Origin of the sequence: Stieleria sp. JC731, from assembly GCF_020966635.1 — a bacterium.
In the GTDB taxonomy this organism is placed as follows: domain Bacteria; phylum Planctomycetota; class Planctomycetia; order Pirellulales; family Pirellulaceae; genus Stieleria.
In genome coordinates this window covers 1,400,198-1,412,162 of sequence record NZ_JAJKFQ010000011.1, presented here as the reverse complement: position 1 = coordinate 1,412,162, position 11,965 = coordinate 1,400,198, and the positions used below count along the sequence as shown (strand labels likewise).

Annotated in this window: 8 protein-coding genes; 5 read left to right on the top strand and 3 right to left on the bottom strand. The window is 53.6% G+C overall.

Annotation, left to right across the window (positions count from 1 at the left end; all coding sequences use genetic code 11):
- Nucleotides 1-691: 691 nt before the first annotated feature.
- Both LOC67_RS21970 and LOC67_RS21965 read left to right on the top strand, forming a co-directional pair.
- Nucleotides 692-1,522 carry a sulfite exporter TauE/SafE family protein gene (locus tag LOC67_RS21970; RefSeq protein WP_410001167.1) on the top strand — a complete coding sequence of 277 codons (831 nt, stop codon included), beginning with the start codon at nt 692-694 and terminating at the stop codon, nt 1,520-1,522.
- 28 nt (nt 1,523-1,550) lie between these two features.
- Complete coding sequence (locus LOC67_RS21965; protein WP_230264960.1) at nt 1,551-3,002, top strand: MBL fold metallo-hydrolase; 1,452 nt, start codon at nt 1,551-1,553, stop codon at nt 3,000-3,002.
- 48 nt (nt 3,003-3,050) lie between these two features.
- Here the strand turns inward: LOC67_RS21965 and LOC67_RS21960 are convergent, their stop codons facing one another.
- On the bottom strand, nt 3,051-5,078 hold the full coding sequence (locus LOC67_RS21960) for a hypothetical protein (RefSeq protein WP_230264959.1): 2,028 nt from the start codon (nt 5,076-5,078) through the stop codon (nt 3,051-3,053).
- A gap of 365 nt (nt 5,079-5,443) precedes the next feature.
- Here LOC67_RS21960 and lepB point away from each other — a divergent pair, with 365 nt between their 5' ends.
- Nucleotides 5,444-7,573 carry a signal peptidase I gene (gene lepB, locus LOC67_RS21955; protein WP_230264958.1) on the top strand — a complete coding sequence of 710 codons (2,130 nt, stop codon included), beginning with the start codon at nt 5,444-5,446 and terminating at the stop codon, nt 7,571-7,573.
- Nucleotides 7,574-7,636: 63 nt separating this feature from the next.
- Complete coding sequence (gene lptB / locus LOC67_RS21950) at nt 7,637-8,536, top strand: LPS export ABC transporter ATP-binding protein (protein ID WP_230264957.1); 900 nt, start codon at nt 7,637-7,639, stop codon at nt 8,534-8,536.
- 20 nt (nt 8,537-8,556) lie between these two features.
- Here lptB and lpxK read toward each other — a convergent pair whose 3' ends face one another.
- Together lpxK and LOC67_RS21940 are read right to left on the bottom strand one after the other, a co-directional pair.
- The gene (gene lpxK / locus LOC67_RS21945) at nt 8,557-9,603 is read right to left on the bottom strand and encodes a tetraacyldisaccharide 4'-kinase (RefSeq protein ID WP_230264956.1); all 1,047 of its coding nucleotides are present in this window, start codon (nt 9,601-9,603) and stop codon (nt 8,557-8,559) included.
- A 121-nt stretch (nt 9,604-9,724) separates the two neighbouring features.
- Nucleotides 9,725-10,501: a hypothetical protein gene (locus LOC67_RS21940; RefSeq protein ID WP_230264955.1), complete on the bottom strand. Its 777-nt coding sequence runs from the start codon at nt 10,499-10,501 to the stop codon at nt 9,725-9,727.
- Between the two features lie 366 nt (nt 10,502-10,867).
- Between LOC67_RS21940 and ychF the strand changes: the two genes are divergently transcribed.
- On the top strand, nt 10,868-11,965 hold the full coding sequence (gene ychF / locus LOC67_RS21935) for a redox-regulated ATPase YchF (RefSeq protein WP_230265092.1): 1,098 nt from the start codon (nt 10,868-10,870) through the stop codon (nt 11,963-11,965).

The window sequence follows — 11,965 nt, the reverse complement described above, 5'->3', positions numbered from 1 at the left end:
GCTCAGGGTGGAGACGTGCACTGAGCCGAATCGCACTAGCGACGGTTGGATGATTTCCGATCCCAGCCGCACGCGATCGTGGCAGCGTTGAATTAGTACCATCGAAAAAAACTAACATCAGCCGCTTGGCGCCAGCCTGCGGTTCCCGGCGTTGATTTCAACCGCGGCTAGCATCTTTCCGGCTCAGATTGGAGATGTCCACTGAGCCGAATCGCGCTAGCGACGGTTGATTTCGGGTGTGATGTGTTTGGGTTCACGTAACCGCGGCTAGCGCCTTTGCGGCTCAGGGTGGAGAAGTGAACTGAGCCGAATCGCGCTAGCGACGGTTGATTTCGGCGGTGATGCGTTTGGGTTCACGCAACTGCGGCTATGACATCGACACAGACGCCCATGCGATGCCAAACGTTTCCGGAAACCGCCACGGAAACTGGCACCGTGTTTGCAGAGTCTTCTGCCGCCAAACGGCTCGCGATACAGCAAAGTTGATGAAATGGGCCATCGAAGCAGCAAATCTGCCAATCCAGTCAGAACCATTAACTTGACACCTCGCGACCTGGCGATATATTGACCTATAGAAAGCGAGCCACTGGATATGCTCGCCAACACAACACCTCGTCGCATCTCGACCTCTCAACCCGAGCGGTTTTAGGTCTGCGGATGCGTGACACTTTTCAGCCACTGGATGAATCCAATGATCGGAATCGCGATCATCTTCGGAAGCATTGTTGGTTTCGCGCTGGGACTTACCGGCGGGGGCGGGGGTGTTTTTGCAGTTCCGCTTTTGGTCTACGGCTTGGCAGTTGCACCTCGAGAGGCGGTCGGAATCTCGCTCGCCTCGGTCGGAGGCACCGCGTTGTTTGGAGTGACGCCGAAATTGATACGCGGCGAAGTTGAATTGCGAACAGGTGTGCTGTTTGCGGTATCCGGCATGTTTGGCGCGCCAATTGGAAACTACCTGTCGTCCTTGATTGCCGATCAATTGCTTTTGTTTCTTTTTGGCGTGCTGATGTTTGTCGTCGCCTACCGCATGTGGCAGAAGAGTCGACAAAACGCTGTCGGTGCGGATTCCGCACAGCAAACCGAAATTGAAGACTGCGAAAAGGCCACTTGCCAACGGGATAGTGACGGAAAGCTGCGGCTGACATCTCGATGCGCGATGCTGCTCGCCCTACTCGGGCTTATCACCGGAATCCTATCAGGCATGTTCGGAGTTGGAGGCGGCTTCATCATCGTTCCGGCACTGGTGCTGTTCAGCGGAATGAAAATTCACCAAGCCGTTGCCACATCCCTGTTGGTAATCGTTTTGGTCAGTATCAGCGGTGTATCGACTTATGTGGCATCTGGTGGCGGATTGCAACTAGCCATCGTCGTTCAGTTTTTGGTCGGCGGGTTCGCAGGGATGTGGCTAGGTGGAATCGTCTCGAAGCGACTGCAGGGTCCGGCACTGCAAAAGGTATTTGCGATCGGCGTCGTACTCGTCGCGATCTTTGTGATCTCCAAATCAGTTTTATTGAACGCTTAAACTTCCAAATAAAAGAAGGAGCAGAAACATGTTGTTGAAATACTTCTATGACAAAAAGCTTGCACACGCGTCTTACATGGTGGGCTGCCAGCGTTCCAAAGAAGCGGTGATCGTCGATCCAGGACGTGATGTCGAGCAGTACGTTTCGGCTGCGAAGTCAGAAGGTGTAGAGATTGTTGCTGTTGCCGAAACGCATATCCACGCCGACTACGTTTCTGGGGCACGTGAATTGGCAGATCGGCTCGGCGCGAAACTGTACATGTCAGACGAAGGACCTGACGAATGGAAGTACCAGTTTCTCGATGAGTACCCTCATGAAGCACTACATGATGGTGACTCATTTAAAATCGGGCTGGTTAAATTTGAAGTCATGCACACGCCAGGGCATACACCCGAAAGCATCTCCTTCGTCTTGACCGATGAAGGCGGTGGTGCCGATTCGCCGATGGGAATTTTTACCGGCGACTTTGTGTTTGTCGGATCGATCGGTAGACCAGACCTTCTTGAGGAAGCCGCTGGATTGGCCGACACCGCCGAGCCTGGCGCTCGGGACCTATTTAAATCGGCAGAGCGATTCAAGGAACTGCCGGACCACTTGCAAGTCTGGCCTGCCCACGGTGCCGGCAGCGCGTGCGGAAAAGGCTTAGGTGCGATCCCGTCATCTACAGTCGGATACGAAAAGCTTTTCAATCCAGCGTTGCAGTTCACCGATGAAAACGAGTTCGTCGAATACATCTTGGATGATCAACCGGAGGCCCCGAAATACTTCGCGGTGATGAAGCGAGTCAACAAAGAAGGCCCCGCCATCATCGGGCAATCGTACACAACCTGCGATTGCGATATCGATCAGCTCGAAAAGGCAATTGAAACTGGGACCGTGATTGACTTGATCGCCCAATCCGAATTTGGCAAACACCATGTGCCCGGAACGATAAACCTTCCAAACAACATGCTGGCCACTTGGGCCGGCTGGATTTTGGACTATGACAAGCCGGTCTACCTGATCGGCGAAGACAACGAATCATCGCCCGCCGATATGCAGGAGGCGATTCGTGTGCTGCAGAAAATTGGAATCGACGAAATCGCGGGTGTGTTCAAGCGAAACGAATTGGTTCAGGAGAACAAGACGACTGAGTCATACGCTAGCGAGACACCTGAAGAGCTTTCTGAAAGCATCCAATCTGGACAGGTGCAACTAATCGATGTCCGCAGCAAAGCCGAATGGCGAGACGGGCATATTCCAGAAGCACAACATCGGTTCCTGGGTAAAATCCCTGGCAACTTTGACGGCTTGGACAAAGACAAACGAGTGGCAACCCAGTGCCGAAGCGGCGCCAGATCAGCCATCGCGGCGAGTCTATTGCAAGCCGAAGGTTACGAGGTTGTGAACCTAACCGGTGGATTCACAGCATGGCAGAAAGCAGGACTGCCTGTCAGTGAGGCAGACGAAGCGGCATGCGGTCAAAGTTGTAGTGTCTAACGTTGCACTGTTTAAACTTTAAACCGGACGAGATGAATTTATGCCGCATTAGTTCAATGCGGCTTCGAACTCGGCCAACTGTCGTATCATCGGAAGCGAATTGCGATCGTATTGCAAAGCTTCCTTTTGGGTCACGATAGCGTTTTCGATATCTCCGATGGCAAAGTAGCAACGAGCGCAGGTATCTAAACGAGCAGCCCGCTGGGTAGGGTTATCGTCCGAAGATAGCTTTAGCGACTGTTGACTGTATCGAAGCGCCTGTTGGTAGTCACCCTTCGTATTGGCAACCAACCACGCATACTCGTTGTATTTTTCGCCGAGCAGCATCCGGTAACGATCGTCTGACATCGCACGTTTTGAAGCCTCATAGCGCCGAATCGCTTCACTCGACGCTTGAATGTGTTGCTTCAATTGACGTGCAACCTGTGTCTGCCAATCTTGATCATTGGGATCGTCGATACGAAACATCTGAATGAGAATATCGATGTTGCCACTGTCTTGATTGTATGCCGTCTGGAGCTTTACTTTTGCCTGTTCCAGATCCTCTTGAGAAACCGGTTCCTTCGCCAAAAGTGCCATCGCAGTACGAAAGTGGTACTCGCTTTGGATGAATTGGCTTAGCATGTCATAGGCCAATAGCTTTTTGACAAATTCTTGGTCTCGCTCGATTCGGTCAACCAATGGAGCCAGTGTTTTCACTGCGTCCGCATGATTTAGCTGCTCGGCAAAGAGTGAGCTGAGGTTGATACGCGATCGAATACCGACATAAGTTTCGATTCCGCAATTCCCCACGATGGCTCGGTATTCACGTTCGGCCCAATCGAATTGACCTCGCATCTTTAATTGCAACGCAACGGCAAGGTGACTGGATGCGACATCTTCGAGCTGATGATCGGTCAGACCGAGCTTGGCTTTTTCTTCCTCGCTGGGCGCTACGTCCGCATCGTCCAGTTCTTCAACCGTGACGTCGGGAAGCGGTGAAACCTTAAATGCATCCATGGCCAACTGATTACCTTCTTCGACTTGGCCGTTGTCACGGAAGGCTTGCGCGGCGGAGTACAACAACTCGGCATTCATCGCAAAGGCATGGCGATGTCGTTGGTACAACTCCGTGACAAATGGATATAGCTCATGAGTGATCGCCCAATCGGATTGATCGGCGAGATCCTTTGTAGCTGGAGAAATCAAATCCAAATTGGCGAGAACAAGATCGAGTGCCGATTGACGTTCGTCTTCTTCGATTGCTCGCGTCGCAATGACTTTGATGAGCTTCAAAACGGATTCGGCAGTGATGTCAGGGTCGACGCCGATATCAACTTTCTGCCGCTGAGTGATCACAACGTCCTGCCAACGAGTCGGTTCATACCTACCATCAACAAGATCAGCCGCGTAGGTACGCAACCAATTGACGGAGTCTCGCGAGTTGTCGTCAATCACCGACTGAATCTTTTCGGCAAGCATCAATCGCTTATTGCGTTCGTCGGGAATCGGTTGCTTCAACACCAACATCGCTGCGCGGCGGGACAATTCAACTTCACGATCAAATCGCGACAGCCTGGCCAGAGCTTCGACGCCCATGAAATCAGGCAACCGCCCCAACAGTTCGATTCGGGCGAGACGATCGGTCGCATTTTGCGCACCGTATTCGTAAAGGATTTCGCGAACCTGCTTCGGGTCCGTTTCGTTGGACCAGTTGACTTGCAAACTTGTCTGCAAGTACCGAGCGGCAGATTGGATTTCGCTATCGTCGTGTTTTTGAGCCTCGTACAACGCGTCGAAAGCCTCCAAACCGAAAGCCTTCAGCTGGTCTCTTGCACGAATTCTGGTCGCGTAACTGTCGCTACCAAGCTTGTTGATCAATTCCGCGATCAGCTGTGTGTTCGCCGAACCTTTGGATGCTTTACTGACCTGAGCGGAATGGTCCGTGCTCGATTGGTTCGACTGTTCTGAATCGGATTGCTGAACGGCGACCACTGATGCGGATTGACAGGACAAAATTACTGCCAGAGCGATTGCAACGGCCTTAAAAGCATCTGCCTTGATTGCTGGCTGCGTTCGCAAATTGAGAAGTCGCATGGTAGGGCTTCAATCCTAAGCGGTATCGTCGGTGAATCTCCGTGTCATTCTATAGGTTCTGACGATCGATGTGCAGGTTTCTTACACCTGTGTTGTCTTCCAGGTTGCCGAGAAATCTGCCACCGGCGGCATTCCCTGTTTCCGAACCACGCTCGCAAAAACGTCCCTGTTTCTGGGGCCTCCGTCCCCCATTTAAAGTCGCATTGAAGGCCAAAAACAAATTCGCGACCAAGAATTTGGCGTTTGAATCGAAGTTCCCTTCGAACAGCGAAACCGCTAGGATGGCACGCAAAATGCGTCGCCGACACAATTTCCTCCCAGATTGCCAGCGCCGCCCAAACCTCTTTCCGATCGCCGACGATTGAATGCCTCGAAAATCGAATAAATCCCCGGACCAAACGACATCCGATTCGGGTCCAGAATCGACCGTGGACAACGACGGCTCGCCAAAGGACTCCGATCAGGGAAAAGGTGCTCGCACCACTCGTCAAACTCGCGAAGAGAAACGTGCCGAGGCGATTCGCACCGAAGGCGGCCGAGAGACGGTCGAAGCATTCGTTGTCGCATTTATCCTGGCTTTGCTGTTTCGAGCGTTCATCGCCGAAGCATTTGTGATTCCGACCGGTTCGATGGCCCCCGCGTTGATGGGAGCCCATAAGGACATTTGGTGTTCCGAATGCGAGCACCGCTTTCAGGTCGGTGCGAGCAAAGAACGTCGCGGTTTGATTCAAAACGAAACGGTCGTCGCGGGAATTTGCCCGAATTGCCGAGCGGTCAACAATCTTGACCTTATCAACGAATCGAACGACAAGACATTCAACGGCGATCGAATTCTTGTCAGTAAATACGCATACGCCGTTAGCGATCCGAAACGTTGGGATGTGATTGTTTTCAAGTTCCCGGGCAACCCGAAGCAAAACTACATCAAGCGGCTCGTCGGCCTACCGGGCGAGACCCTTTCGATCCGCCATGGCGATGTTTATGTCACCGACCGATCAGGCAAAAAAGAGATCCTGCGTAAGCCGGATCAAAAATTGATGGCGATGCGGCATCACGTCTACGACTCCAGCCAACAATCGCAGCTACTGATCAAAGCGGACTACCCCAGTCGATTCCAAGCTTGGGACGAAGGCTCGCAGGCACCACCGGAGGATTCCTGGAAGGTTTCTCGCAGCGAAGCCGGACTCGTTGCGAAAATTGACAACGCATCTGAGACCGAAGACCGCTGGCTGCGATATTTCCATCACTACCCCAGCGGCGTGCAATGGAACCAAGCCCGTGATGGCGAATCACTCGCAGACGTCGATCCATACCAAAGTCGACTGATTTCGGACTACTATGCCTACGATTGCTACATCAGCGTTCCGACCAGCAAGGTTTACAACGAACGCATCTCCAGTGGCAAAGTGATTCCGGAACGTCCCGCACGCCCGTCGCTGTTTTCAAACTTGGGCTCGCTGGCAAAAAACGTTACCGGGATCTTTGTCGGTTCGATCAATTCGCCGACTCCCAAAGAAGGCTACGAACCGGGAGGTCCGCTGTCTCAATTTGACTATGTCGACTTCGGTGAAAATGGAATCGCGAACGAAGGTCTTCATTGGGTCGGCGACCTGATCGTTGAAACTCAGTTGGAGACCTCGCCTGAATCAAAGACCGCTGTTTTTGAAATCACCGAAGCAGGTGTCCAATACCGGTGTTCGATCGACCTCTCGACAGGTAAAGCAACCGTTTCCGCATTGTTTGGCGGAGCTGCCCAGGCGGTTTTCGGTGACTTAAACGACGACAGCCCAGCTGAGACCGTTGTCGCGAACACATCGCTACGAGCCGGCCAAAATGTCGCGATTCGCTTTTCAAATTGCGACGACGAATTGCGATTGTGGATAGACGGTGAACGCGTCAGCTTCGAGGGCCCAACGACCTACGATGTTTCCCTGATTCACGAAGACATCGCCAACAACCGTCCGTACTATGAAGGTCCAGGGCGTCCGCTTGACGCATCGCCGTTTGCCGTCGCTGTCCGTGGTGGGCAGGCAACCGTCAACCGAGTTCAAATCAGTCGCGACAAGTATTACATCGCGACGAACACCAGCAATTACCAATTGATGGACTACTCTCCCAGCGAACTTTACGGGCTGGCGAACAACAGCATTTCGGATGTCGAGATCCAGAAGATTCTTGAAAATCCGGACCTGTGGACAGAGTATCCGATTTGGAAAACGCGTCGCGAAGTCTCATTCGAACTCGGCGAAGACCAGTTCTTTCCGATGGGAGACAACAGCCCTGAAAGTCTTGACGCTCGCTGTTGGGCGGGAACCAAACGGGCATCGACAGACCTGCCGTCTCATGTACGCGAAAGCGCCGAAGTCTACGCGGACGCTTCGTACGTCCCACGTGACTTGTTGGTTGGTAAAGCCGTTCTGGTATTCTGGCCACACCCCTGGCGATCGCCGCTGCCGTTTACGCCGAACTTCGACCGATTTCGCTTGATTCGATAGCCCACCCCCAGCTATCACAAAGCCATCTCGGCAAACATCCTTTGCAAATGGAATTCGCAAATCATGAAACCGTCTGACCAGGAAGTGACTCCGGTTCTGGAAGCGATCGACCTGCAAAAAACGTATGGTCGTCGCCGCGTTGTCGACGGCGTGAATTTGCGAGTCGGCCGAGCCGAGATTGTTGGGCTGCTCGGTCCGAACGGTGCTGGAAAATCGACAAGTTTCCGCATGATCTGCGGGATGGTGCAACCCGATCGTGGACGCGTCTACCTAGAAGGTCGCGACGTCACCGACTGGCCAATGTTTCGCCGCGCACGCGACGGGCATATGGGCTATCTGCCTCAAGATCCAAGCGTCTTCAAAAAACTGACCGTCGAGCAAAACATCTCGGCGCTGTTGGAATTACTGGGGATGGATCGCAAACAGCGGCGAATCCGCACCGACGAATTGCTGGAAGAATTTAACATCACCCACATTCGTAAAAGTCGTGCCGCGGGTCTAAGCGGCGGCGAACGCCGACGCTTGGAAATCGCCCGGTGCCTCGTTTCCGAACCGAACATTGTCATGCTGGACGAACCGTTCGCCGGAATTGACCCGGTCACCGTCCAGTCGGTCCAGGGTGTCATCATGCAACTCCGTGAATCAGGAATCAGCGTCCTGATCACCGACCATGCGGCCCGAGAAATCCTGGGAACGGTCGATCGTTGCTATGTGATCTCCGCCGGTCGAGTGTTGATTGACGGAACACCTGAAGAAGTTAAACAGCATCCGCAAGTCCGCGAAGAATACTTGGGCGATCTTGATGGGGCAACCAAGTTTTCCGATCGCAAAAACGAACAACGAATGGCAGCGTTGGCGGTCCACAGTGACGAAGGGCAAGGCACCGGCGTGGTTCCAAGGCCACACTTCGATCGCAACAGCCAGACAAGAGTCAGACCACAAGGCCCCGTCTCTGACGTATAGCCATTCGCGCCTTCTGCCTTCTAAAACTCGGACTCGATTGCTTCGGCTTTCACTTTGACTTGCTGCAACAGGTGCTCGAACTCATCAGACGCGTCCACTTTCGCCTCGATCGTCAACGCCATGAGCGGTAATCCCGCCAGTCGGTCAGCTTGAATTTTGACTAAGTCTTTATGGGTGCAGACCAGCATGTCAGCTCCCTGAAAACTGCGAACCCATGTCTCGAGTTCCCTGATCACTTCCCGATCGAATTCAACATGATCGGCCAAGTCACGGCGACCGACGACCGTTGCTCCTTGATCGGTAAGGCTTCGCTGAAAAGCGTCGGGATTGCCAATTCCGGAAACCATTAGGATTCGTTTACCGCTTAACTGATCGAGCGGGCATGTGGTATTTGGGTACGTCAGTAATCCACTTGCCTGATGTGAACAACGAACGACAGGCAAGGTTTGCTTGACCTTTCTGATCGTCTGTAGGACGTCATCAATTTCCTTTTCACTGACTTGATCACAACGCGTGAGGATCACCAAGTCGGCTCGCGACAGCGACGCTATGGGCTCTCGCAGCAATCCGCGTGGTAAGACATACCCATAGCCAAACGGACAGGTCATATCGATCAAAACGATATCCAGATCTCGACCAAGCCGCCGGTGCTGAAACCCATCATCCATCAGGATCAGCTGTGTTTCTAGTTCATCGATCGTGATCTGCGCGGCTGCCACGCGGTCAGGGTCTTGAATATGGGGAACGTCAGGAAGACGCTGATGCAGTTCCTTGGCCTCATCGTTTTCCGATGCGTCGCCGCGTCCATACCCGCGGCTGACAATCGCAACACGAATTCCGTGTGCCCGAAACCACTTTGCCAAGTACGCCACGATGGGCGTCTTTCCTGTACCGCCGGTGGTCAAATTACCAACACTGATGACAGGCACCGAAACCGACTGAGTGTGACTGGGCTGATTGTCGAACTTTCGATTGCGGATTCGAACCGCCCACGAATACGGCAGCGCGGCAACGCGAAGACCACAACGCAAAAGCATCGCGACCAGCCCTCGTCGCTGGCCACTCATCAGGGCTCGATAATCCAATCTTCGGTCCGGTGAGCGAACGGGCAAAACGCGCCGGCTTCAAGGGCAACGATTCGCCTCAAGTGATAGTCGATCGGACAGTCCGTCCGACGCCTCAATCTTATCAATCCGGCTGTCGAATCCAATGCCGCTGACGAGCCGCATCGGGCTCGACAGACAAATCGCCTGCAGGCAATGTCTGTAAAATAGACTGGTCTGCAGGCCTTCCGCCGCGATCAGGGGTGACGTTGTCGGTAAGACGAGCCGCAGACGCCGGCAGAGTCGAATAGTTTTGCGGGTGTGGCACCGCAAACGGAGTTGTCTGTGAGCGGAAACCTTGTTCATCAGCAACCAGTGGCGCGCTATCGGAACGAACCGGAGCAGTCGGCACCAAAGCTCGCGCGGGATGGGGGTTCATCAGCAGCTCTGAAACGGTTTCGTCAACAAACTCAGTTCCTGCGAATCGCCGTTCGAACTCTGCGATCCGTCCCGCATCCTCGCTAGAAATTGTGGGATTGCTTGCCATCGTCGTTTGGGGCTGGGTCGTGATCCCTGATGGCGGCTGTGGGAGTGAGTTTCGCGGCAAGGGCGAACGCGCAGCAACCGGCTGTTGTGCATTCTGACTGACAGCGGCGTTGAAACGCTCGGCGTACAGCGGATCCGGCTGCAAGGGAATCGCCGTGTCTTCATACCGTAAAGGCATCGAATTCACGGTTGTGACAGGATCTGGCTTCATCATCTCCCGCTGAGGCTCATAGAGAGTCGGAACGTCGACCTCCGCAGTGACTTCCTGAACCAACATCTCGATGGTGCGGTCGTCAAAGTTTTCGGGGGCGCCATAGCGATTCGCCGGGTTCGGGCCAGGATCTGGCACACTTGGTCGACGAAATGGCAGGGACATCAAGCCGCCTGCAAGAAGAATAATGGCTCCGAGGGTGAAGCGTCGCACTGGAAAGACCTTTTCAGATTGCGAGTTTCGATGGTCCTCCGTGACTGCGAATTCCGCCTCGTGCGATTGCACTTCCTCGTCAAGAAATCTGGCGATTCTTCATGATTTATCCCGTCTCGGCTGTGCAACACCGCTATCTCAGTCGTCTTGTAACGACCAGTGAAACTTCTCCGGCGGCGTGGCACTTTATCGACCGGTTTCGGGGGAACCGTATTCCGTCCCAACCCCGGCCCCAACCTGCGCAATGTGCCCTTCGAAAACTGGTCGGACGATGATACGCTTTGCCTTTTATTCCAGTCACTGCAACTGCCAAAGACAATATCGATGGAAGCCGGGATCGTCGGTCTGCCAAACGTTGGAAAAAGCACGCTTTTCAACGCTTTAACGAGCTCACAAGCCGCCCAAAGTGAAAACTATCCGTTCTGCACGATTGAGCCGAACGAGGGGATCGTCAACGTCCCGGACGAACGCTTGGAGCGAATCACAAAGTACATCACACCGCAGAAAACCATTCCGGCTGCTCTGAAGCTGGTCGACATCGCGGGGATTGTCAAAGGTGCAAGTGAAGGCGAAGGCTTGGGCAACAAATTCCTAAGCCACATCCGCCAAGTCGACGCGATTGTGCAAGTCGTTCGCTGCTTTGAAGACCCTGACGTGGTTCACGTTGCTGGCAATGTCGATCCGGTAGCCGACATCGACACGATCGAAACCGAATTGGTTTTGGCCGATTTGCAAACGCTTGAAAACGCGATGGCGAAAGCCCAGCGAACCGCGCGAAGCGGCGATAAAGAAGCCAAACTGCGTGTCGCGGCAATCGAAAAGTGCAATGCCCATCTGGAATCAGAACAACCACTGCGAACTCTGAAACTGACCGAAGCGGAAGCGAAGTCGATTCACAGCTTCGGGTTGATGACCGCAAAGCCAATTCTGTATGTCGCCAACGTCGACGAAAATGACTTGGAAGGCAAAGATCCGCTCGTCGATAAAGTTCGTGAACACGCGCAAAAGACCGGCGCAGATGTCGTTTGTGTCAGCGCCAAGTTAGAAGCCGAATTGGCGGAACTGGACGACGAAGACCGCGCGGAAATGCTCGAAGACGTCGGACTGGAAGCCCCCGCGTTAAGCACGATCGCCCAAGCGGCTTACAAAACGCTCGGTTTGCAGAGCTACTTTACCGCGGGCGAAAAAGAAGTTCGTGCGTGGACCATTCCCGCTGGCGCCACCGCACCCCAAGCCGCAGGTGTGATCCACAGCGACTTCGAAAAAGGCTTCATTCGATGCGAGGTTTACACCTTGGAAGACCTCGAAACGTTTGGCACCGAAAAAGAAATTCGCCAAGCCGGTAAACTACGTGTGGAAGGAAAAGAATACGTCATGCAAGACGGCGATATCTGCCACTTCCTTCACAAGATCTAA

What these genes read in the sequence shown, in the direction of transcription:
- LOC67_RS21970 (WP_410001167.1), top strand. Translation starts at nt 692, where the DNA reads ATGATCGGAATCGCGATCATCTTCGGAAGCATTGTTGGTTTCGCGCTG.
- LOC67_RS21965 (WP_230264960.1), top strand. Translation starts at nt 1,551, where the DNA reads ATGTTGTTGAAATACTTCTATGACAAAAAGCTTGCACACGCGTCTTAC.
- LOC67_RS21960 (WP_230264959.1), bottom strand. Translation starts at nt 5,078, where the DNA reads ATGCGACTTCTCAATTTGCGAACGCAGCCAGCAATCAAGGCAGATGCT.
- lepB (WP_230264958.1), top strand. Translation starts at nt 5,444, where the DNA reads ATGCCTCGAAAATCGAATAAATCCCCGGACCAAACGACATCCGATTCG.
- lptB (WP_230264957.1), top strand. Translation starts at nt 7,637, where the DNA reads ATGAAACCGTCTGACCAGGAAGTGACTCCGGTTCTGGAAGCGATCGAC.
- lpxK (WP_230264956.1), bottom strand. Translation starts at nt 9,603, where the DNA reads ATGAGTGGCCAGCGACGAGGGCTGGTCGCGATGCTTTTGCGTTGTGGT.
- LOC67_RS21940 (WP_230264955.1), bottom strand. Translation starts at nt 10,501, where the DNA reads ATGTCCCTGCCATTTCGTCGACCAAGTGTGCCAGATCCTGGCCCGAAC.